The sequence below is a fragment of the Pseudomonas sp. P105 genome (assembly GCF_032614175.1).
Taxonomy (GTDB): Bacteria; Pseudomonadota; Gammaproteobacteria; order Pseudomonadales; family Pseudomonadaceae; genus Aquipseudomonas; species Aquipseudomonas rhizophila.
The window spans coordinates 937,420-959,779 of record NZ_CP126693.1 but is presented as its reverse complement, the minus strand read 5'-3'; the positions used below and the strand labels follow the sequence as shown (position 1 = coordinate 959,779).

Below are 22,360 nucleotides of genomic sequence, written 5' to 3'. Positions count from 1 at the left end.
TATGAGGGAAATTACATCACTCGGCTTTTTTGTGTCGGCGCAGGCGCAACAGGTATTGAACCGGGCCGGAAGCGGCATAGGCGAGGAATACCAGCAACAAGATACGTGGCGGATCACTGAAGACCACCGCGAACACCAGCACCACCGCCAGAATCGCAACGAACGGCACCCGCCCTTTGAGATCCAGCTCCTTGAAGCTGTTGTACTTGATGTTGCTGACCATCAGCATACCGGCCGCCGCTACCAGCAGCGCCACAAGGAACGACATCTTCGATCCCTGGATACCGTAGTCGCTGAAAGCCCAAACAACACCGGCTACGACACCCGCAGCGGCAGGACTCGCCAAGCCGATGAAGTAGCGCTTGTCAGCCGTACCGACCTGGGTGTTGAAACGTGCCAGACGCAACGCGGCACCGGCAACATAGATGAAGGCGACCATCCAGCCGACCTTGCCCATGTCCCCCAGCGCCCAACCGAACGCCAGCAAGGCCGGGGCCACGCCGAAAGCGACCATGTCCGACAGCGAATCGTACTCGGCACCGAACGCGCTCTGGGTATTGGTCATGCGGGCCACACGCCCGTCCAGGCCATCGAGCACCATGGCGACAAAGATCGCGATGGCAGCGAAGGCAAAGTAACGACTCGCACCGGCGCTATCGCCGGCGCTCAAGGCCGCTTGGGCGCTCATGGAGCTGATGATGGAATAGAAACCGGCGAACAGGTTCGCGGTGGTGAACAGATTCGGCAGCAGATAGATGCCACGGTGCCGGACCTTACGGCCTTCAGCGTCATGTCCTTCTTCGACGTGCTCATCGATGGGCAGCAGGCTTTCGGCGTCAGGAGCCTGGTTGGGCTCGTCGGGGCGTTCGCTCATGGACAGTACCTTGCAACGGTGTGAAAAATTCGACAGGTGTCTGGGACGAGGGTTCGGCCGCAAACGATGCAGCTTTATACCAGAAGCCACCGCCCAAACGAAAAAACGCGGCCAGGGCCGCGTTTTCCGATCAAGCTCGCGACTTAGTTCTTGGCTTTGTCGACGATCTTGTTGGCACCGATCCACGGCATCATCGAGCGCAACTGCTCGCCAATGATTTCGATACCGTGAGCGGCGTTGTTGCGACGCTTGGCGGTCATCGAAGGATAGCCGGTAGCGCCTTCGCTGATGAACATCTTGGCGTATTCGCCGTCCTGAATACGTTTCAGGGCGTTACGCATGGCCTGGCGGGATTCGGCGTTGATCACTTCCGGACCCGTCACGTACTCGCCGTATTCAGCGTTGTTGGAGATCGAGTAGTTCATGTTGGCGATACCGCCTTCGTACATGAGGTCAACGATCAGCTTCAGTTCGTGCAGGCATTCGAAGTAGGCCATTTCCGGCGCGTAGCCAGCTTCAACCAGGGTTTCGAAACCGGCCTTGACCAGCTCGACAGTACCGCCGCACAGAACGGCTTGTTCGCCGAACAGGTCGGTTTCGGTTTCGTCCTTGAAGGTGGTTTCGATGATGCCGGTACGGCCGCCGCCAACACCGGCAGCATAGGACAGAGCGACGTTCTTGGCGTTGCCGGAAGCGTCCTGATAGATCGCGATCAGGTCAGGGATACCGCCGCCCTTCACGAATTCGGAACGAACGGTGTGGCCCGGGGCCTTCGGCGCGATCATGATCACGTCGAGGTCGGCGCGTGGCACTACCTGGTTGTAGTGAATCGCGAAACCGTGGGAGAAGGCCAGGGTGGCGCCTTTCTTGATGTTCGGTTCGATTTCGTTCTTGTACAGCGAAGACTGGAACTCGTCCGGGGTCAGGATCATGACCAGGTCGGCGGCGGCAACGGCAGAAGCCACGTCGGTGACTTTCAGGCCATGGGCCTCGGCCTTGGCAACGGTGGCCGAGCCTTTACGCAGGCCGACGGTCACGTCAACACCGGAGTCCTTGAGGTTGCACGCCTGGGCGTGGCCTTGGGAACCGTAACCGATGATGGCGACTTTCTTGCCCTGGATGATCGACAGGTCGCAGTCTTTATCGTAGAAAACTTTCATGAATTACCCCTATTTCCGGCCATTCAGGCCATTCGCTAATTTGGTTTAGATGCTCAGTACTTTGTCGCCACGGGCAATCCCGGTGACGCCACTGCGTACGGTTTCCAGAATCGAGGCAGTGCCGATCGATTGAATGAAGCTGTCGAGCTTGTCGCTGGTACCGGTCAACTGAACGGTATAGACGCTGGCGCTGACATCGACGATCTGCCCACGATAAATATCGGTAGTGCGTTTGATCTCGGCGCGCTGGGCACCGGTGGCCTTGACCTTGACCAGCATCAGCTCGCGCTCGATGTGCGCGCTTTCCGACAGGTCCACCAGCTTGACCACCTCGATCAGCTTGTTCAGGTTCTTGGTGATCTGCTCGATGATTTCATCGTGCCCCACAGTGGTCAGCGTCAGACGCGACAGGGTCGGGTCTTCGGTTGGCGCCACGGTCAGGCTTTCGATGTTGTAGTTGCGCTGCGAAAACAGGCCCACTACGCGAGACAGAGCACCCGGTTCGTTTTCCAGAAGCAGGGAAATAATATGTCGCATGATTAGGTACGCTCCGTCTTGCTCAGCCACATATCGCGCATGGAGCCGTCTTTGATCTGCATCGGGTAGACGTGCTCGCTGGTATCGACCTTGATATCGAGGAACACCAGGCGATCCTTCATGGCGAAAGCTTCTTCGAGCCCGGACTTCAAGTCCTTCAGGTCAGTGATGCGGATGCCCACGTGACCATAGGCTTCGACCAGCTTGACGAAGTCCGGCAACGACTCCATGTAGGAGTGCGAGTGACGGCTGCCGTAGCTCATGTCCTGCCACTGGCGAACCATGCCCAGTACGCCGTTGTTCAGGTTGACGATTTTCACCGGCAAACCGTACTGCAGGCAGGTCGACAGCTCCTGGATGTTCATCTGGATACTGCCCTCGCCCGTGACACAGGCGACGTCGCTATCCGGAAAGCTCAACTTGACGCCCATGGCCGCCGGGAAACCGAAGCCCATGGTGCCCAGGCCACCGGAGTTGATCCAGCGGTTGGGCTTGTTGAACTTATAGTACTGCGCGGCGAACATCTGGTGCTGGCCCACGTCGGAGGTCACAAAGGCATCGCCCTTGGTCACTTCGCACAGGGTTTCGATTACGGTCTGCGGCTTGATCACGCTGCCGTCGCCCTTGTCGTAAGGGAACAGGCCACGATCACCGCGCCACTCATCAACCTGCTTCCACCAGCTGGCCACGGACTCCTTGTTCGGAGCCTCGCCGATCTCCTTGAGGATGGCGACCATTTCGCTCAGCACGCTCTCCACAGGACCGACAATCGGCACGTCTGCCTTGATGGTCTTGGAGATCGACGCCGGGTCGATGTCGATATGGATGATCTTGGCGTTCGGGCAGAATTTCGCCGGGCCGTTGATGACACGGTCGTCGAAACGCGCGCCGACCGCCAGAATCACATCGGCATGGTGCATCGCCAGGTTGGCGGTATAGCTGCCGTGCATGCCGAGCATGCCGATGAACTGACGGTCAGTGCCCGGGTAGGCGCCCAACCCCATCAGCGTATTGGTGACCGGCAGGTTGAGCATTTTCGCCAATTCGGTCAGCGGCGCGGAGCCACCACCGAGGATAACGCCGCCACCCGAGTACAGCACCGGACGCTTGGCCGCCAGCAGCATTTCGGCTGCTTTGCGGATTTGCCCGGAGTGACCGCGCACAGCCGGGCTGTAGGAACGCAGCTTGGCTTTCTTGGGGAAAATGTATTCGAACTTCTCGGCCGGGTTGGTCATGTCTTTCGGGACATCGACCACAACCGGGCCCGGACGACCGGATTCAGCCAGGTAGAAAGCCTTCTTCATGACCTCCGGGATCTCCGAAGCGTGCTTGATCATGAAGCTGTGCTTCACGATCGGCCGGGAAATACCGATCATGTCGGTTTCCTGGAACGCGTCGGTGCCGACCATGGTGCTGGGCACCTGACCGGAGATGATCACCATCGGGATAGAGTCCATGTACGCCGTGGCGATACCGGTGATGGCGTTCGTGGCGCCAGGGCCGGAAGTCACCAGGACCACGCCGGCTTTACCGGTGGCACGGGCATATCCGTCAGCCATGTGGGTCGCCGCTTGCTCATGACGAACCAGGATGTGGGTCACTTCCGGTTCTTTGAACAGGGCATCATAGACATGAAGAAGAGCACCACCGGGGTACCCGTAGATATATTTGACGCCTTCGTCACGCAAAAAGCGGACGAGCATCTCACCGCCAGATAAAAGCTCCACGTTGTTCACCTCTAAAACGCCAGAATACCGGCCCACAAAAAGGGACGGGTCTTAATAGGTTTACTTCTCGGCAGAGCATGAGCGACGGTGGTCGCCGACTACGTCAGCACTGACTGAGCAAGTATTGGGATCGTCCCAAGTGTTGCGGGCCTTTCCCACCCAGCGCGAGGTAACGCGTTGCGGGTGTAACAGGTCGGCGCGGATGTGCGCCTCATGATCTGCCGAGTGGGCCTGCTTCTGGCAGTCCCTCTACAGCGGACTTTGGATTCTTCTGTTTCGCCCTCTGCAAGTCAAGCCGTCAATGTGCTTTATTCGAAGTAAGCGCATGAGAACGCAAGAAAAAACCTTTAAACAGCAACTGTGTTAGCTTCAATTGCGCAACCCATGACAAGGAAACAGCATGCGAATGTTCTTCTTGACGGCCAGCCTGCTGGTTGGCCTGAGCCCGATGTGCATGGCCGGTCAGGTCTATAAATGGGTGGACGCCCAAGGGGTTACCCACTTTGGCTCCCAGCCACCGCCTGGAGGACAGGCCACAACGGTGATCAAGTCCTCCCCTTCCGCCGCCAAGCCAGCAGCCCCCCCGCCTGCCGGGGTCATTGGCGACCAGAAGGCGATTGACCAACAGGTCAAGCAACAGATTGCCGAGCAGCAAGCCCAGCTCAAGGCCTTCTGCGAACAGACTCGGACCAATCTGGCGCAACTGCAGAACAACCCGAGGGTACGCGAGGATGTGGAAGGGGAAATGCGCCGCCTCACAGAAGAGGAGCGGCGCCAGCGCATCGACGAAACCCGCAAGCAGATCGAGGAGCACTGCCAATAAATGGCGGTCAGTTAACGTCGCTGATCAATTGGTCGAACTGCGCCAACAGTCGCTGCAACTCGACGCCTTGCCCCGGCCGCTGGGCATAGACCATTTGAGCCATCTCCAGGATGCCCGAGGCGTTGGGCAGCGGCAGGTCATTTTCCAGGATGGCTTTCATGCGCGGCAGGAAAATCCATTGCAGCCATTGCTCGAAGTCCAGCGTGTCGACCGCGAACGGTTCGACACTGGCCAACGCCTCGGCCGATGGCGAAACGCTGCTCCACCAGCCTTGGACCCGCAACTCGCGCTCAATCAGCAGCAACTGATCGGCGATCTTGGGAAAACGCGTATCCATCAGAGCGAAACCTTGGCCTTCTGACGGGCCAATGCCGCGCCGGCGGAGTCGCCTTGTTTCTCACGGGCCTGAGCGATCAATTCCCACAGGCTGGCCTGAAGCGCCGGACGACCGTTGGCGAATGTCAGGCCACGGCGGGCCAGTTGCTCGGCTTGCGGCGCATCGCCCTGGGCCATGCGCACCTGGGCCAGGCGATAGAGAACCTGGGGTTCACGCGGCGCAACACGCTGGGCTCGCTCAAGGCTGGAGGACGCACCATTGAGGTCACCACCGGCCTGTTGCTGTTGGGCTGTGGTGAGCAATGCCAGTACTGGACCGTCCAATTGTTCATCAGCGGACAGGCCTCCCGAACTGGTCGAGGGAATGCTGCTCGGTGCAGAAGGCATGTTGAAGCTGCCCTGGTCGATTGGTGAAGTATCGATAGGGCCCGGCGTGATCGGCCCTGGCGTGATCGGTGTGCTGCTGATCGGTGCCGACGTCGTGGCGCCGCCACCGGGCACCATCACGACGACACCGGTATCGCCCTGGGGAATCGCCTGGACCTGTCCCTGCACCGGCCGCTGCACCGTCGTTTGACGGAAACCGCCATTGGCCGAGACCCGCTCGCTATTGGAAACGGCAGTGCCGGAATCGACAACCGGAATCGAACCGCGTTGTACGGTAGAGCAACCGCTGAGCAATGCCACGGCCGTAACCGCTGGAATCAACCACTTGTTCACTTGAAACCCTCTTTGCTTAATTCATCCAGTCCTTGACCCAATCCATGACCGATTCGGCGGGGTTTGGAATGCCACAGGCTGCACCGGGTGGTGGTTCGCTGCCGCGAATATACGGCATCTGCACCGCGCCCGGGCAACTGGCGTCGGAGCCTTGGCCAGTGCGCGAATCCACCCAGGCCTGAACGATATTGTCTGGTTGCGGCATGTCCAGCGGCAACGGATCGGCCTTGCGCATGAAACTGGTCCAGACCTGCAATGCCCCGGTGGCGCCAGTGAACGGGGTCTTGCCATTGTCGTCACGGCCGAGCCAGACCACTGCCAGCAGGTCCTGGCTGAAACCGGCAAACCAGCTGTCGCGCGAGTCGTTGCTGGTACCGGTCTTGCCCGCCAGGGTCAGGTTACGCGGTAGTACGTTATAAACCGAACTGCCGGTGCCTTCACGCATGACCCGTTGCATGGCGCTCTGGATCAGATAAATGGACGCGGGATCAAAACGCTGCTGGATCTGGAACGGATAGCGTTTGAGCGGCTCGCCGTCGGCGGTAAGCACGCTGCGAATGCCGCGCATCGGCGTGTTGAAGCCACCGTTGGCCAGTGTCTGGTACATGGCTGCCACTTCAATCGGCGTGAGGCCACCGGCTCCCAGCAGCATCGATGGGAATGCCGGGAATTCGCGACTGACACCCAGGCGGGCCAAGGTCTTGAGGACATTCGGCACGCCGATTTCAAGCCCGAGGCGAGCCGTCGACAGGTTGTAGGAATGCGCAAGCCCCTGGTACAGGAACACCGTACCGTGGGAGCGGCGATCATAATTCTGCGGCTTCCACACCTGGCCGTCCGCGCCCTTGACAGAGAACGCCTCGTCGGACAGCCAACTGGTCAGGGTGTACTGGCTCGGCTTTTCCAGGGCGGTGAGGTAGACCGCCGGCTTGATCAGGGAGCCGATCGGGCGGACCGCATCGAGCGCCCGGTTGAAACCGGCAAAACTGGCCTGCCGACTGCCGATCATGGCCTGGACTTCGCCGGTTTCCGGGTTGGTCACCACCATCGCGGCTTCCACTTCATCAGAGCCCTTGCGCCCGGCCAGTCGCTTGAAGGTGTCATTGACCGATGCTTCGGCCTTCATCTGCAGGATCGGGTCGAAACTGGTGAAGATCCGCAGGCCTTCTTCGGTCAAGTCTTCATCGCGGTAGTCTTCACGCAGTTGACGCTTGACCAGGTCCATGAAACCAGGAAACGAGCTGTCGGCCAGACTGCCGCGCTTGGTCACGCCCAAAGGCATCTTCTTCGCCGCTTCGACTTGCTCAGCCGTCGCCACGCCTTGCTGTTGCAGCAAGTCGAGTACCAGATTGCGCCGCTCGAGGGCGCGCTCCGGATTACGCCGCGGGTTATAGGAGGACGGCCCTTTCACCATCCCCACCAGCAATGCCACCTGATGCAGCTTGAGCTCGGACAGCGGCTGGCTGAAGAAGAACTGGCTGGCCAGGCCGAAACCGTGAACCGCTCGCTGGCCGTCCTGGCCGACGAAGACTTCGTTGAGATACGCCTCGAGAATCTCCCGCTTGTCGTAGTGCAGCTCCAGCAACAGCGCCATCATGGCTTCGGTAAGCTTGCGGCTGAGGCTGCGCTCGTTGGTCAAATAGAAGTTCTTGACCAATTGCTGGGTCAGGGTACTGCCGCCCTGGCGCATACGGCCCGAGGAGGTGTTGACCCAGATGGCCCGGGCAATCGACTTGGGCGAGACGCCGAAGTGATGGTAGAAATCGCGGTCCTCGACAGCGATCAGCGTATCGAGCAGGAACGGCGGCACCTGGTCGATCTTGATCAGGATCCGGTCTTCAAGGTTCTTGGGGTAGAGGCCACCGATCAGCAGCGGTTCAAGGCGCACCACTGACAGCTTCGCATTGTTGGCACCGGTCAGCGCAGCGACGTAGTCGCCGGAGAAGCGCACTCGCACCGCCTGCGCCTGCTCCATGCCTTCATAAAATTGGAAACCGCGGGTATTGAGGTCGACGGTATTGCCATTGACGGACGCGGCACCCGGGCCATTGGCAACGCTTTCACGGCGATAGCCGAGAGCATCGAGCTCGGTCAGGAAATCGTCCCGACTCAGCTTTTGTCCGACGAACAGCTCCAGGGGCCTGGCGTAGACCTTGGCCGGGATGGTCCAGCGCTTGCCGGAGAACTTCTCCTGGACCACGGCATCGAGGTAGACCGCAAAGCCAGCGAGCACGACGAGGCCCACCAGGCTGAGTTTAAGGGCCCAGCCCAGCCAGGGCCGCAAGCGACTGGCGGGTGGTTTCTTGGGGGTACGGGGGGATCGGGTACGAGTCATGGCGGCGGATTATACGCACTTTGCCGCGGTTCAACATGACCACACAACGGCCCCCTCCTGTTTGCGTTAACGCGGCTTGCCGCCATAATGACGGCCTTGAATTTTCCCAGTCTCTGAAGGATCGCCCGTGAGCCAGTCCCTGATCGCTGCCCTGCAAAACCCGGCCCTCTATCCGCATCCCGTCGAAGGGTTCCAGGTCATCGAGACCCACATTTCCTGGGTATTGCTCACCGGGCCGTATGCCTACAAATTCAAAAAACCGGTCAATTTCGGCTTCCTTGATTTCACCAGCCTCGAGGCACGCAAGCATTTCTGCGGGGAAGAACTGCGCTTGAACCAGCGCCTGACCCAGGATCTGTACCTGGAAGTCATGCCGATTACCGGCACCCCGCAAGCGCCACAACTGGGTGGCGAAGGTCCGGCCATCGAATACGCCCTGAAGATGCGTCAGTTCCCCCAGAGCCAACTGCTCAGCACGCTCCAGGCCAACGGCGAACTGACCACCGCGCACGTTGACGAAATGGCCGCGCAGATCGCCCGTTTCCATCTCTCCACGCCCACCGTGCCTGCCGAAAACGCCGCCGGCACCCCCGACAGCGTTATGGCACCGGTGCGGCAGAACTTCGAACAGATTCGTCCGTTCCTCAGTGACAAGGCTGACCTGGTGCAACTCGAAGCCCTGCAAGCCTGGGCCGAAAGCAGCTTCGAACGCCTCAAACCGCTGTTCACTCAACGCAAGACTGAAGGTTTCATCCGCGAATGCCACGGTGACATCCACTTGGGCAATGCCACGGTGATCGATGGCAAGGTAGTGATTTTCGACTGCATTGAGTTCAACGAGCCGTTCCGCTTCACCGATGTCTATGCCGACACTGCATTCCTGGCGATGGACCTGGAAGACCGCGGCCTCAAGTCGCTGGCGCGACGTTTCGTCAGCCAATACCTGGAGCTGACCGGCGACTATCAAGGCCTGGAGCTGCTGAACTTCTACAAAGCCTACCGCGCCCTGGTCCGCGCCAAGGTCGCGCTGTTCAGCATGCCGGCCGAAGCCGACCCGGTGCAGCGCGCCACAACCCTGCGCCAATACCGCAACTACGCGAACCTGGCCGAAAGCTACAGCACCATTCCCTCGCGCTTTCTGGCCATCACCCACGGCGTTTCGGCCGTTGGCAAAAGCCATGTCGCGATGCGCCTGGTGGAAGCCCTGGGCGCCATTCGCTTGCGCTCGGACGTTGAGCGCAAGCGTCTGTTTGGTGAGCAGCAAGTGCCCAATGATCCACAAGCCGGCATCTATAGCAGCGGCGCCAGCGACGCCACTTATGCCCGCTTGCATGAAATCGCTGGTGTCATCCTGCATGCCGGGTTCCCAGCAGTGATCGACGCCACGTACCTCAAACACGATCAGCGCGATGCGGCGGCGAAAGTTGCCGAGGCCAAGGGCGCTCCGTTCCTAATCCTCGATTGCAATGCGCCACAAGCGGTTATCGAAAGCAGGCTGGCGCAGCGTCAGGCCGATCAGACAGATCCGTCCGACGCAAATCTGGCCGTTATCGCCGCCCAACAGGCCAGCCGCGAAGCACTCACCCCTGCGGAAATCCTGTGCAGCAAACGGGTCCAGACCAATGAAAGCGGCACGCTCGACATCGTGGTCGCGCAGATTCGTCAACGCTTGCCAGGCCTGTAAAAAACTATTTCGGCCGTGGAGTCTGCCCACCCTTCACGGCCGTCAAACAGTGGCACTATACTGGCGTCATAAAACCAACAGGTGATATGAAATGAGCCTACCCAAGCTTCTCAGTACCCCGCTTTATGCTTTGCTGCGCGAAGACGACATTGCCGGTTTCAACAACGAACGGCCACACGGCCCGGTTGATATGCGTGGCGGCGATTTTCGCGGTCTGGATCTGCGAGAGCTCAATGCCGACGACGTGGATTTCACCGACGCTTACTTCCGCTCCGCGGATTTGCGCGGCATCGATTTTCGCAAGTCGTCCCTGGAAGGTGCCAGCCTGGCCCATGCGCAAATATCGGGCGCCTATTTCCCGGCAGAACTGTCTGCCGACGAAATTCTGATGTCGATGAACTTTGGCACCCGGCTGCGCTACCGCACCCGCTGAATCGGGCCGAATCTGCCGTCAACCCAATTGATCTCCAGCGCCCCTGCCTGCGCTGGACGCTGCATCTTGCCGCGCGCCCCCACCTATCGTGCGTAATGCATTAGAAGCTTTTGCTTCAAATCCCACCAAAGAATCACGTTTTTCCTACTGACCGCTACACTCCTGAGAAGCTTGCCCACTGCACCAGTCGGCCGTCGCAAGGAGGTTCGATGAATGATGAACTGCAACACCTGAAGAACCTGGGCAAGACATCAGCCCAGTGGCTGCATGCCGTGGGCATCCACAGCGCCTCGGATCTGCGCCGCCTCGGAGCGGTTGATGCCTATCGCGCAGTACGCACTCGCGGGTTCCGGGCTTCGAAGGTGTTGCTCTATGCCATTGAGGGCGCATTGATGGATGTGCACTGGAATGACATCCCCGCCGAACGCAAGGAAGCCTTGAACAAACAATTGGACGCCGTTTCGACGCGTCACAAAGCCTGACCATTCTCCTTGTTTGTCGCCACACGGCCTGCGCTTGAAAGTTATTTGGGCCAATCCAAAAAACAACGTTTGACATGGTAATGAGAATCGCTATGATTAGCGCATCCGGTCGCGAGACTGGTCGATATTTGAAAAGCCCTTGGTTCGGACTCTCAGATATCTCCTCATCAGGCTAATCACGGTTATTTGACCCGACTTTTGTCGGGTCTTTTTTTGTCTGGAGGAAATGCGCTGTGTTCACGCATCTGCGCGCAGTAATCCTGAGGGGGAGTGGCCTTGGTGTACCACACGTAATCTGCCATGACCGATGTCATCTCGCTGCCCTCCTCGGCCAGCATCAGGACGGTCGGCGCCTCACTGGCCCCCAAGTCCAGCACATGCAGCGGCACCCCAACGTCTTTCCGTCCATGCCAGGCACCGGCGAACAATAACGCAGGTAATGGCGCAGCCAGCAGACGTTCGGCCATGCGTCGGTCACGTTGTTGCTGGACAGCCAGCATCGCCGGCATCTGAGATTCGGGCAGCAGGCCGCAATGGGATTGGCGAATCTGCTCCAGCAACTGATCCTTCACACTTGCCGCATTCGCACGGGCGCCTCGCAAGTCCGGCGCCTGCCGGTAGACGCGCTGGATCTCGGCGGCGTCCAGATTGGCGGCCAACAACCGATAGCGTTGCGTCAGGGCAAACTCCACGACCGGACCATACAGGCTCCAGTCCCATCCCGGCGACCAATCCAGGGCACCGGGAAGATCAATTGGCAAGGCAGGTAACTGGCGGACCGCATCAACACGAGGCTGCTGGTGGGGTGTCAGCATTTCCAGCAGGAGGCTGCCCTGGGCCCGTTGCGCGGCCAGGGCCTGAAGCAGCCATAGCTGCAGCGCGTGGTGATCCGGATTGTCGTGCTGCTCGCCGACCACCACTCGCGGCGCCCGTGCCAGACGCTCGATCAACGCTTGAGGCGTGATGGCCCGGCCACTGTGCAAATCAAGGATCTGCCCGTCGACCGGGGGCGGCGCAGTGCTCTGACAGGCCGTCAGCACACTCAATGCCAGAATCAGGATCAGGCGCACGTCTACATCCTCAGGCAACCCTCAGCGGGCGATGATCAATGGATGTCCGCGCTCCGGATGGGGTTGCACCAGCACTTCCAGGCCAAACACTGCTTTGAGCGGTTCCGGGCGCAGCACTTGTTGCGGCGTGTCCAGGGCCACCGGCCGGCCGGACGCGAGCAACAACAGGCGATCACAATAACGCGCTGCCAGGTTCAGGTCATGCAGGATCACCAATACGGCCGCGCCGCGATCGGCAAACTCACGCACCGCTTGCAGGATGGTGTGCTGGTGCAGTGGATCGAGCATCGAGGTCGGTTCGTCGAGCAGCAGGGTCTGCCCCGCTTCCCCTGGCCACAACTGTGCCAAGACCCGCGCCAGGTGCACCCGCTGACGCTCGCCGCCCGACAGCGCCAAGTAACTGCGACCGTGCAGATGCGCCGCGTCTGCAGCGTGCAACGCCAAGGCAACGATTTGCTCATCACGCACTCGACCACACTGATGAGGCAGGCGCCCCATGCCGACTACTTCCTCGACGCGGAAGGCAAAATCCAGGGTCGATGACTGCGGCAATACCGCCAGGCGGCGGGCACGCTCGGCGCCGTCCCACTGGGACAAAGGCCGATCATCGAGCCAGACCTGTCCCTGCGCAGGAGGCAATTGACCGCACAGCCCCGCCAGCAAAGTACTTTTACCTGCACCGTTGGGCCCGAGCACGCCCAGCACCTGACCGGGATGCAGATCAAGATTGACATCAGCCAACACGGTCTTGCGACCCCGCTGGATGTGCAGGTTCTGCGCTCGTAACATCAGGCGCGTCCTCGCAGCAATAAATAGAGGAAGAACGGCGCCCCGATGAATGCCGTGACGATGCCGATCGGCAGTTCCGCCGGAGCCAGCGCCAGACGCGCCACCAGATCGGCGAACAGCAGCAGGCTCGCCCCTGCCAGCACCGAAGCCGGCAACAGAACGCGATGATCGGGGCCGGCCATCAACCGTACCAGATGCGGCACTACCAGCCCGACAAAGCCGATCATGCCCGCCGCCGCCACTGCCGCGCCAACCCCCAGGGCCGTGCAAAACACCAGTTCACGCTTGAGCCCTTCGACATCAACGCCCAAATGGGCGGCTTCGGATTCACCCAGCAACAGAGCATTGAGTGCCCGGGCCCGTCGTGGCAGCCAGAGTGCTACGCCAACGCTGACCAGCAACAGCGGCCACAACCGCGCATAGCTGGCACCATTCAGGCTCCCCAGGTTCCAGAACGTCAAGGTGCGCAGGGTCGCGTCGTCCGCCAGGTAAGTGAACAAGCCCACCGCCGAGCCGGACAGCGCGGTCAGGGCGATACCGGCCAGGAGCATGGTCGCGACATGGGTCTGGCCGTTGCGCCGGCCGAGGCGATAAACCAATGCCGTAACCCCAAGCCCGCCGAGGAACGCACACAACGACAACACATAGGGGCCGAACGCTTCGGGCAAGCCGCCCAGCGCCGAGCCGCCAACAATGGCGAACGCCGCGCCCAGTGCCGCACCGCTGGACACCCCGACCAGCCCCGGGTCGGCCAACGGGTTGCGGAACAGCCCCTGCATCGCCACCCCGGATAATGCCAATACCCCGCCCACCGCCAGCCCCAGCAGGGTGCGTGGCAGACGGATCTGGCCGAGGATCAGTTCGGCCTGCTCCAGACCTTCGGCGGCCACTGGCAAGCCCATCAAGCGCAACGCCGCGCGCAAGGTATCGAACAGCGGCAAACTCACCGGCCCCAGGGCCAGGGACAGCCAGATCGCCAGCAGACACAACAGGGCCAGGCCAATGAACAAGGTGCGCGGTTTGACCAGAGGGGTCATGGTGCCTTGGCCGGTTCGGTCGGGTAAAAACCGGCCGTCAGCTTCACCAGACTTTGCGGCAACCGCGGGCCTAGCCCGCCGACCAACAGTGTCGGGTCAAGCTCGATAACGCGCCCGGCCCTGGCGGCACGGGTGGAGGAAAGAATCGGATTTTCCCTGAACAACGCCGCACGCGCTTCTTCGCCACTCAACGCGCGATCGGCGAACACCAGTACTTCGGGATTCAGGCTGGCCAGGCTCTCCACCGAAAATGCCTTGTAACCATGGTGTGTCGCCAAGTTGTGACCGCCGGCCTGCCGCACCAGCCAATCGGCGGAGGTGCCCAGGCCTGCGACCATCGGCTTGCCGCCGGAGCTTGCGACCAACAGCAACACGCCGGGGGCCTGTTGCTCAAGCTGGATTTTACTCACTCGAGCTTTCTGTTGGCTGAGCTGCTGTTGATAACTGTCGAACAACTGCGCGGCTTTGGCCTCGGCGCCCAGCAGTTGACCCAGGTGCCGCAGATTGCCCTGAAGGGTCGACAGGTCGGGCGTGGCCGAGAACAGTTCAACCTGTACCCCGGCGCTGCGGATCTGCGACAGCACCGGTGGCGGCCCCATTTCTTCGGTGCCTACGAGGATCTGCGGACGCAGGCTCAATACCCCCTCGGCCGAGAGTTGTCGCTGATAACCGATGCTGGGTAAATCCCGCAAGGCTTCGGGATGCTGGCTGGTGGTGTCCACGCCCACCAGTTTCGACTCACCGCCCAGCGCGCTGACCCATTCGGACACCGCCCCGCCGGCACTGACCCAGCGCTGCGGCAGTTCAGCCGCCACCAAGCCCTGGCTGGCCAACATGACGACACAGAGCGTGACAACACGGATATTCAGGCGCATCGGGCAGATTCCTCGAAGAAATGTTCACAGGGCCGGGCATGACCCCCTCAGGCAAAGTATCCTCAGCCCCCTGCGAAGGAGGCGCCATTTGATAATTGTTTTCATTTGGACGTCAAGCATGAACCTTTGGGAGGCTCGCTCCCACATAAACTCGCTCACTGATAACCATAGAGACCCACATGAAGTTTCTTTGTACCGGCGCCGAATTGCCTGACAACAGCAGTCGCGGTTTCGACCTCGATGGGCGCAAGTTGCTGGCGGTGCGTCGCGCCGGCCAGGTGTATGTCTATCTCAACCGCTGCCCGCACCGCGGCGTACCGCTGGAATGGCGGCCCAATGAGTTTCTCGACCCCAGCGCCAGCCTGATCCAGTGCGCCACCCACGGCGCACTGTTTCTGATTGAAAGCGGTGAATGCGTCGCCGGCCCCTGCGCCGGGCAGTCCCTGGCTGCGTTAGAGAGCCGGGAGGACGAACAAGGCATCTGGGTCGAGCAACACCGGTAACGAGCGGTCCACCCACATTTGCTCGGGCGTCAGCGTCACCCCGTAGGCCAGCACTTCCACGCCCGCGGCCACAGCGTCGCGCAACGCCGCCGCGTACAGCGGGTCGATTTCCTGTGCCGGGCGCACGGCGTCGATCCCGCTCAGGTTGACACAATACAACTGCACCGCCCGCACGCCGTCCCGGGCCAGGTGAGCGAGTTCGCGCAGATGCCTGGCTCCCCGCTGGGTCACCGCATCGGGAAACGCCGCCACGGTCGTGCCGTCAAAACCCAACGTGACACTTTTGACTTCGACCCAGGCAGAGCCCTCGTCATAGTCCAGTCGAAAATCGATACGACTGTTTTCCTGACCGTAAGCCACTTCACGCTTGAGCCCGGTAAAACCGTTCAGCTCGCTGATGACCTCGGCACGCAGGGCCTCTTCGATTAGCGGGTTGGCTCGCGCGGTGTTGATGCAGGCCAACCGCCCCTGGGGGGTCTCGCCTATTTCCCAGGTGCCGGGCAATTTGCGCTTGGGATCGCTGGAACGACTGAACCAGACTCGCGCACCTTCGGCCATGCAATTGAGCATCGAACCGGTGTTGGGGCAATGAATCGTCAGCAGTTCGCCATGAACGGTCTCGATATCGGCAAGAAAACGCTTATAACGTCGAATCAGCCGGCCTTCTTCCAGCGCAGGTGAAAAAAGCATCAGCCTTGCCAACTCCGCAGTCCACGCTCGATTCGCTCCACCGCTTCCTGGAGCCGCGGCAAGCTCTGGGTGTAGGCGAAACGCACATGGTGCCCAGCCTGATGGCGACCGAAATCCAGCCCCGGCGTGAACGCCACATGCTCGGTCTCCAGAAAGTGCTGGCAGAACGCAAAAGCATCGCCGCCGAATGCACTAATGTCGGCATACAGGTAAAACGCCCCTTCCGGCTCCACTGCGATGCCGAACCCCAGATCACGCAAGGCCGGTAGCAGAAAGTCGCGCCGCAGCGCGAACTCGGCCCGGCGCTGCTCGAATATCTCGATTGTCGCCGGTTCGAAACAGGCCAACGCCGCGTACTGGGCCATGCTCGGCGCACTGATGTAAAGGTTCTGCGCCAGCTTCTCCAGCTCACCAACAGCCGCCGAAGGGGCCACCAGCCAGCCCAGCCGCCAGCCGGTCATGCCGAAATACTTGGAAAAGCTATTAAGGACGAAAGCTTCGTCGTCGACTTCCAGCACGCTCGCGGCATCGGTGCCATAAGTCAGGCCGTGATAGATCTCATCCACCACCAAGTGACCGTTGTGGCCCTTGATTGCCTTGGACAGGCCGGCCAGTTCGTCCCGGCTGAGAATCGTCCCGGTCGGGTTGGCCGGCGACGCGACCAGCGCACCCACGCTGTTCGAGTCCCAATAGCGGTTCACCAGGTCCGGGGTCAGCTGGTAGCGCACGTCCGGGCCTACCGGCACCAATTGAGCCGTACCTTCCACCAGCCGCAGAAAGTGGCGATTGCAGGGGTAACCGGGGTCCGCCAACAGCCAGTGCTTGCCCGGGTCCACCAGCAACGCGCTGGTCAGCAGCAACGCGCCGGATCCGCCCGGCGTGACCAGGATGCGCCGTGGGTCTATGTCCACACCGTAGCGCTGCCCGTAGAAACCGGCGATGGCTTCGCGCAGCTCGGGGATGCCACGGGCCGCCGTGTAACGGGTCTTTCCCGCCGCCAGCGCGGCCTGGCCGGCCTGGATGATCGGCTCAGCCGTGGTGAAGTCCGGCTCGCCGATCTCCAGGTGGATGACATCGTGCCCGGCGGCCTGCAGCTCATTGGCACGGGCCAGGAGCGCCATCACATGGAAAGGTTCGATGGCGCGGCTACGCGCACTGTAGGGCTGAGCCATTAGCCTTCCTTCTGGTAAAAAAGAACCGATTCTACCTAACTCTCCGGCCAATCCAGAAACAACTGCGCAAGCGAGCACGAACTCAGGGCCCGGCCGCTTGCAGCAAATGTCTCCAGCGATCGGCTCAGGCTTGACTAGAATCAAGCATTGAGCAGGTTTGTCACTCCACCGGACTGAACTTGACCACGCTTTGCAAGCCCCGGCCACCGCAGGCTCGACAACCGGGAGTAGCGCGGCCCGATTTGATCTGGTAAGTTCGCCCGCTTGCAGCCGCAGGGCCGGCAGGTGTCGGTGATGGAGCAATCCTGCGTAGTGGATTACAAGAGTAGAGGCGGTCCATTCATGCCCACCCAAGCAAAGCAGAATCAAAATCAGTCGCTCAGCGGGTTTGAGCCGTACGTGCCGCAAGCTGGCGAAGAGTACATGGGCGCCCCCATGCGCGCGCACTTCACCAAGATCCTGAACAAGTGGAAACAGGACTTGATGCAGGAAGTCGACCGCACTGTGGATCACATGAAAGACGAAGCGGCGAACTTCCCTGACCCGGCCGACCGTGCCAGCCAGGAAGAAGAATTCAGCCTCGAACTGCGCGCCCGCGACCGTGAGCGCAAGCTCATCAAGAAAATCGACAAGACGTTGCAACTGATCGAAGACGAAGAATACGGTTGGTGCGAGTCCTGCGGCGTCGAGATCGGCGTCAAGCGGCTGGAAGCACGTCCGACCGCCGACATGTGTGTCGACTGCAAGACCCTGGCGGAAATCAAGGAAAAACAGGTCGGCAAGTAAATTGCCTGGGCTGTCATCGAAAAACGGAGCGTTCACACGCTCCGTTTTTTGTTTCTGATACTTCCCGCACACCCGGTTCCCTTGTGGGAGCGAGCCTGCTCGCGATAGCGGTGGGTCAGCCACATCAATGCCCACTGATAAGACGCTATCGCGAGCAGGCTCGCTCCCACAGAGGGGTGGCTTCGTCAGCAGGATATGTATTCCAACAGCCCGGACCCAGTAACATTCGCTTTATGACCGCCACTGCCCCCTACATCGGCCGCTTCGCCCCCACACCCAGCGGCCACCTGCACTTCGGCTCCCTGGTCGCCGCGCTGGCGTCCTATCTGGATGCCCGGGCTGCGGGCGGGCGCTGGTTGCTGCGCATGGAGGACCTTGACCCACCACGGGAAGAGCCTGGCGCGCAAGCGGCAATCTTGAAGGCACTGCAAAGCTACGGGTTTGAATGGGACGGCGAGATGGTCCGTCAGAGTGAGCGCCATGAGGCCTACGACCAGGTCATCAATCGCCTGCTCAGCCAGGGTCTGGCCTATGCCTGCACCTGCTCGCGCAAACAACTGGAGCCGTATCAGGGCATTTATCCGGGCCTGTGCCGCAACGCCGGTCACGACACCAAAGACGCGGCCATCCGCCTGCGCGTTCCCGAGCTGGCGTATCACTTCAACGACCGAGTACAAGGCCCGTTCCGCCAGCACCTGGGCCGTGAAGTCGGCGATTTCGTGATTCGCCGTCGCGACGGGCTCTATGCTTATCAACTGGCGGTGGTGTTGGACGACGCCTGGCAGGGGGTCACCGATATCGTGCGCGGTGCCGACCTGCTGGACTCCACGCCACGTCAGCTGTACCTGCAAGAGCTGCTTGGCTTGCCACAACCGCGCTACCTGCATGTGCCGCTGATCACCCAGCCGGACGGACACAAACTCGGCAAGTCCTACCGTTCGCCACCGCTGGCGGCCGATCAGGCCACGCCATTGTTGTTGCGGGCACTGCGCGCGCTGGGCCAACAGCCAGGCCCCGAACGGGTCGACGCCAGCCCCCGGGACCTGCTGGACTGGGGCATTCGCCATTGGGATGCGGAGAAGATCCCGCGCACTTTGACCCTGCCAGAGGCGCAAATACGTTGACGGCGCTTGCAGCTTGGCCCCCATCCGTTACCATCGCCGCACGTTTTCGGGCACGCGTTTAAAAAAGAGAGGCCGGGATGTACATCTATCGCTTGGTCCTGCTCCTGGTAGTGGGGATTTATCTGTTCTCCCCGGCCATCATGGATTGGTGGATCGACGCCACGGGTGCCTGGTATCGGCCCTATCTGCTTTGGCTGATCCTGATCGTCGTGACCTTCATCCTGCAGAGCCAAAAAGATGCCGATGAGCTTTAGCCTGACCCAGATGATCCTGATCAGCGCAGCCTACCTGGCAGTGCTGTTCGGCGTCGCCTGGATCAGCGAACGGGGCATGATCCCCCGGGCGATCATCCGCCACCCGCTGACCTACACCCTGTCGCTGGGCGTCTACGCCAGCGCGTGGGCGTTCTATGGCACGGTCGGACTGGCCTATCAGTACGGCTACGGTTTTCTGTCCAGCTACCTGGGTGTATCGGGGGCATTCCTGCTGGCGCCGGTGCTGCTCTACCCAATCCTGAAAATCACCCGCACCTACCAGCTATCATCCCTGGCCGACCTGTTCGCCTTTCGCTTTCGCAGCACCTGGGCCGGCGCGCTGACCACGATTTTCATGCTGGTGGGCGTATTGCCGTTGCTGGCCCTGCAGATCCAGGCGGTGGCCGACTCCATCAGCATCCTCACCCGCGAACCGGTGCAGCACCGGGTCGCACTGAGTTTCTGCGCGCTGATCATTCTCTTCACGATTTTCTTCGGTTCCCGCCACATCGCCACCCGGGAGAAACACGAAGGCCTGGTGTTCGCCATCGCCTTCGAATCGGTGATCAAACTGATCGCCATCGGCGGCGTCGGCCTCTATGCCCTGTACGGCGTATTCGATGGCCCGCAACAACTGGAGCTGTGGCTGCTGCAGAACCAGACCGCCCTCGCCGCCCTGCACACACCCCTGCAGGAAGGCCCGTGGCGCACGCTGTTGCTGGTGTTCTTCGCGTCAGCGATCGTCATGCCGCACATGTACCACATGACCTTTACCGAAAACCTCAACCCGCGCTCGCTGGTGAGCGCGAGCTGGGGCCTGCCGCTGTTCCTGCTGCTGATGAGCCTGGCGGTGCCGCTGATCCTGTGGGCCGGACTGAAGCTGGGGGCCAGCACCAATCCTGAGTATTTCACCCTCGGCATCGGCATCGCCGCCAACAGCAAGGCCCTGGCGTTGCTGGCCTACATCGGTGGCCTGTCGGCGGCCAGCGGCCTGATCATCGTTACCACGCTGGCGCTGTCGGGCATGGCCCTCAACCATCTGGTGCTGCCGCTCTACCAGCCGCCGGCCGAGGGCAATATCTACCGCTGGCTGAAATGGACCCGCCGCGCACTGATCGTCGCCATCATCATGGCCGGCTACGGCTTTTACCTGATGCTGGGCGACGGACAGGACCTGGCCAACCTCGGCATTGTCGCGTTCGTCGCCACCTTGCAGTTCCTGCCCGGCGTACTGTCGGTGCTGTATTGGCCAACAGCCAACCGCCGTGGTTTTATCGCCGGTCTGCTCGCGGGGATCCTGGTGTGGCTGGTCGCCATGCTGTTGCCACTGCTGGGCAACATGCAGGGCTTCTATATCCCGTTGCTGAACATGATCTACGTGCTCGACGACACCAGTTGGCACATGGCGGCCATCGCCTCGCTGGCGGCGAACGTGCTGATGTTCACCCTGATTTCACTGTTCACCAACGCCAGCAGCGAAGAGGCCAGCGCCGCCGAAGCCTGCGCGGTGGACAACGTTCGCCGCCCCCAGCGTCGGGAACTGCACGCCGCTTCACCCCAGGAGTTCGCCACGCAACTGGCCAAGCCCCTGGGCGCCAAGGCCGCGCAAAAAGAAGTCGAACAGGCCCTGCGCGACCTCTACCTGCCCTTCGATGAACGCCGTCCATATGCCCTGCGTCGCCTGCGGGACCGGATCGAAGCCAACCTGTCCGGCCTGATGGGCCCCAGCGTGGCCCAGGACATGGTCGAGACGTTCCTGCCCTACAAGGCCGGCGGCGAGAACTATGTCACTGAAGACATCCACTTCATCGAGAGCCGTCTGGAAGACTACCACTCGCGCCTCACCGGCCTGGCCGCCGAACTGGACGCCTTGCGCCGTTATCACCGCCAGACCTTGCAGGAACTGCCGATGGGCGTGTGCTCCCTGGCCAAGGACCAGGAAATCCTGATGTGGAACAAGGCCATGGAGGAACTGACCGGAATCGCCGCCCAGCGCGTGGTCGGTTCACGCCTGAGTACCCTGAGTGAGCCGTGGAAAGGCCTGCTGCAAGGCTTCATCGACCTGCCGGATGAGCATTTGCACAAGCAGCACCTGGCCCTCGACGGCCAGACTCGCTGGTTGAACCTGCACAAGGCGGCGATCGACGAGCCGCTGGCGCCGGGTAACAGTGGCCTGGTATTGCTGGTGGAAGACCTCACCGATACTCAGATGCTCGAAGACAAGCTGGTCCACTCCGAACGGTTGGCAAGCATCGGTCGGCTGGCCGCCGGGGTGGCCCACGAAATCGGCAACCCGATCACCGGCATCGCCTGCCTGGCGCAAAACCTGCGCGAAGAGCGCGAGGACGACGGCGAACTGACGGAAATCAGCGGCCAGATCCTCGAACAGACCAAGCGTGTGTCGCGTATCGTCCAGTCACTGATGAGCTTCGCCCATGCCGGCGGCCACCAGCACAACGACGAGCCCGTCTGTCTGGCCGAAGTGGCCCAGGACGCCATTGGTCTGCTGGCCCTGAACCGGCGCAATTTCGAGGTGCAATTCTTCAACCTGTGCGACCCGGATCACTGGGTCGACGGCGATCCCCAGCGGCTCGCCCAAGTACTGATCAACCTGCTCTCCAACGCCCGCGACGCCTCACCTGCGGGCAGCGCGGTGCGGGTCAAGAGCGAAGCCAGCGAACACACGATCGACCTGATCGTCGAAGACGAAGGCAGCGGTATCCCCCAGAACATCATGGACCGATTGTTCGAACCTTTCTTCACCACCAAGGACCCGGGCGAAGGCACCGGTCTGGGCCTTGCACTGGTCTATTCCATCGTTGAAGAGCATTATGGACAAATCACCATCGACAGCCCGGCCGATGTACAAAGCCAACGCGGCACCCGTATACGGGTGACCTTGCCGCGTCATGTCGAAGCGACGTCCGCTGTGAACTGAGACCGTCGAGA

At 61.1% G+C, this 22,360-nt stretch carries 22 protein-coding genes; 9 read left to right on the top strand and 13 right to left on the bottom strand.

Features of this window, described 5'->3' with window-relative positions:
- Window positions 1-16: 16 nt before the first annotated feature.
- From pssA to QOM08_RS04160, 4 genes are all read right to left on the bottom strand, one after another.
- Window positions 17-874 (bottom strand): CDP-diacylglycerol--serine O-phosphatidyltransferase, encoded by an 858-nt coding sequence (pssA, locus tag QOM08_RS04175; protein ID WP_076386334.1) that lies wholly within the window; start codon window positions 872-874, stop codon window positions 17-19.
- Window positions 875-1,017: 143 nt separating this feature from the next.
- Window positions 1,018-2,034 carry a ketol-acid reductoisomerase gene (gene ilvC, locus QOM08_RS04170; protein ID WP_003228216.1) on the bottom strand — a complete coding sequence of 339 codons (1,017 nt, stop codon included), beginning with the start codon at window positions 2,032-2,034 and terminating at the stop codon, window positions 1,018-1,020.
- Window positions 2,035-2,079: 45 nt separating this feature from the next.
- Window positions 2,080-2,571, bottom strand: coding sequence for an acetolactate synthase small subunit (gene ilvN / locus QOM08_RS04165; RefSeq protein WP_003205610.1), 492 nt, complete (start codon window positions 2,569-2,571; stop codon window positions 2,080-2,082).
- Window positions 2,572-2,573: 2 nt separating this feature from the next.
- On the bottom strand, window positions 2,574-4,298 hold the full coding sequence (locus QOM08_RS04160; protein ID WP_047229879.1) for an acetolactate synthase 3 large subunit: 1,725 nt from the start codon (window positions 4,296-4,298) through the stop codon (window positions 2,574-2,576).
- Between the two features lie 400 nt (window positions 4,299-4,698).
- Here QOM08_RS04160 and QOM08_RS04155 point away from each other — a divergent pair, with 400 nt between their 5' ends.
- Complete coding sequence (locus QOM08_RS04155) at window positions 4,699-5,121, top strand: DUF4124 domain-containing protein (RefSeq protein ID WP_047229831.1); 423 nt, start codon at window positions 4,699-4,701, stop codon at window positions 5,119-5,121.
- A 7-nt stretch (window positions 5,122-5,128) separates the two neighbouring features.
- On the opposite strand, the gene QOM08_RS04150 is transcribed toward QOM08_RS04155, so the two are convergent.
- From QOM08_RS04150 to mrcB, 3 genes are read right to left on the bottom strand one after another with little or no spacing between them, the layout of a single operon-like run.
- Window positions 5,129-5,458, bottom strand: a complete 330-nt coding sequence (locus QOM08_RS04150; protein WP_047229832.1) for a YqcC family protein — start codon at window positions 5,456-5,458, stop codon at window positions 5,129-5,131.
- On the bottom strand, window positions 5,458-6,177 hold the full coding sequence (locus tag QOM08_RS04145; RefSeq protein ID WP_047229833.1) for a tetratricopeptide repeat protein: 720 nt from the start codon (window positions 6,175-6,177) through the stop codon (window positions 5,458-5,460). Before QOM08_RS04145 ends, QOM08_RS04150 begins: the two co-directional genes overlap by 1 nt.
- A gap of 16 nt (window positions 6,178-6,193) precedes the next feature.
- On the bottom strand, window positions 6,194-8,512 hold the full coding sequence (mrcB, locus tag QOM08_RS04140) for a penicillin-binding protein 1B (RefSeq protein ID WP_047229834.1): 2,319 nt from the start codon (window positions 8,510-8,512) through the stop codon (window positions 6,194-6,196).
- Window positions 8,513-8,639: 127 nt separating this feature from the next.
- On the opposite strand from mrcB, the gene QOM08_RS04135 reads away from it, so the two are divergent.
- The 3 genes from QOM08_RS04135 to QOM08_RS04125 all read left to right on the top strand — a co-directional run bounded on the left by QOM08_RS04135 (window position 8,640) and on the right by QOM08_RS04125 (window position 11,111).
- A complete protein-coding gene (locus QOM08_RS04135) occupies window positions 8,640-10,196 on the top strand; it encodes an AAA family ATPase (RefSeq protein ID WP_139051174.1) in 1,557 nt (518 codons plus the stop codon).
- A gap of 91 nt (window positions 10,197-10,287) precedes the next feature.
- Window positions 10,288-10,629, top strand: a complete 342-nt coding sequence (locus QOM08_RS04130; RefSeq protein WP_139051175.1) for a pentapeptide repeat-containing protein — start codon at window positions 10,288-10,290, stop codon at window positions 10,627-10,629.
- A 209-nt stretch (window positions 10,630-10,838) separates the two neighbouring features.
- Window positions 10,839-11,111 carry a TfoX/Sxy family protein gene (locus tag QOM08_RS04125; RefSeq protein WP_047229837.1) on the top strand — a complete coding sequence of 91 codons (273 nt, stop codon included), beginning with the start codon at window positions 10,839-10,841 and terminating at the stop codon, window positions 11,109-11,111.
- Between the two features lie 182 nt (window positions 11,112-11,293).
- On the opposite strand, the gene QOM08_RS04120 is transcribed toward QOM08_RS04125, so the two are convergent.
- The 4 genes from QOM08_RS04120 to QOM08_RS04105 are packed head-to-tail and all read right to left on the bottom strand — an operon-like array spanning window position 11,294 to window position 14,882.
- Window positions 11,294-12,181, bottom strand: a complete 888-nt coding sequence (locus QOM08_RS04120; protein ID WP_316912595.1) for a ChaN family lipoprotein — start codon at window positions 12,179-12,181, stop codon at window positions 11,294-11,296.
- Between the two features lie 21 nt (window positions 12,182-12,202).
- On the bottom strand, window positions 12,203-12,970 hold the full coding sequence (locus QOM08_RS04115; protein WP_139051177.1) for a heme ABC transporter ATP-binding protein: 768 nt from the start codon (window positions 12,968-12,970) through the stop codon (window positions 12,203-12,205).
- Window positions 12,970-13,953 (bottom strand): FecCD family ABC transporter permease, encoded by a 984-nt coding sequence (locus tag QOM08_RS04110; protein ID WP_171061425.1) that lies wholly within the window; start codon window positions 13,951-13,953, stop codon window positions 12,970-12,972. The genes QOM08_RS04115 and QOM08_RS04110 overlap by 1 nt, the downstream gene beginning before the upstream one ends.
- A gap of 50 nt (window positions 13,954-14,003) precedes the next feature.
- Window positions 14,004-14,882, bottom strand: coding sequence for a hemin ABC transporter substrate-binding protein (locus tag QOM08_RS04105; RefSeq protein WP_316912594.1), 879 nt, complete (start codon window positions 14,880-14,882; stop codon window positions 14,004-14,006).
- A 179-nt stretch (window positions 14,883-15,061) separates the two neighbouring features.
- Here QOM08_RS04105 and QOM08_RS04100 point away from each other — a divergent pair, with 179 nt between their 5' ends.
- Window positions 15,062-15,385 (top strand): Rieske (2Fe-2S) protein, encoded by a 324-nt coding sequence (locus QOM08_RS04100; protein WP_107322944.1) that lies wholly within the window; start codon window positions 15,062-15,064, stop codon window positions 15,383-15,385.
- On the opposite strand, the gene sfsA is transcribed toward QOM08_RS04100, so the two are convergent.
- Together sfsA and QOM08_RS04090 are read right to left on the bottom strand one after the other, a co-directional pair.
- Window positions 15,335-16,075: a DNA/RNA nuclease SfsA gene (sfsA, locus tag QOM08_RS04095; RefSeq protein ID WP_316912593.1), complete on the bottom strand. Its 741-nt coding sequence runs from the start codon at window positions 16,073-16,075 to the stop codon at window positions 15,335-15,337. The two genes, QOM08_RS04100 and sfsA, sit on opposite strands and share 51 nt — an antisense overlap.
- Window positions 16,075-17,247, bottom strand: coding sequence for a pyridoxal phosphate-dependent aminotransferase (locus tag QOM08_RS04090; protein WP_139051179.1), 1,173 nt, complete (start codon window positions 17,245-17,247; stop codon window positions 16,075-16,077). Before QOM08_RS04090 ends, sfsA begins: the two co-directional genes overlap by 1 nt.
- 342 nt (window positions 17,248-17,589) lie before the next feature.
- On the opposite strand from QOM08_RS04090, the gene dksA reads away from it, so the two are divergent.
- From dksA to QOM08_RS04070, 4 genes are all read left to right on the top strand, one after another.
- A complete protein-coding gene (gene dksA / locus QOM08_RS04085) occupies window positions 17,590-18,033 on the top strand; it encodes an RNA polymerase-binding protein DksA (protein WP_047229844.1) in 444 nt (147 codons plus the stop codon).
- Between the two features lie 233 nt (window positions 18,034-18,266).
- Window positions 18,267-19,157: a tRNA glutamyl-Q(34) synthetase GluQRS gene (gene gluQRS / locus QOM08_RS04080; protein WP_316912592.1), complete on the top strand. Its 891-nt coding sequence runs from the start codon at window positions 18,267-18,269 to the stop codon at window positions 19,155-19,157.
- A gap of 77 nt (window positions 19,158-19,234) precedes the next feature.
- Entirely contained in the window at window positions 19,235-19,411 is a 177-nt protein-coding gene (locus tag QOM08_RS04075; RefSeq protein ID WP_003176118.1) for a hypothetical protein, read from the top strand.
- A complete protein-coding gene (locus QOM08_RS04070) occupies window positions 19,395-22,349 on the top strand; it encodes a sensor histidine kinase (RefSeq protein ID WP_160893587.1) in 2,955 nt (984 codons plus the stop codon). Before QOM08_RS04075 ends, QOM08_RS04070 begins: the two co-directional genes overlap by 17 nt.
- Window positions 22,350-22,360 lie beyond the last annotated feature (11 nt).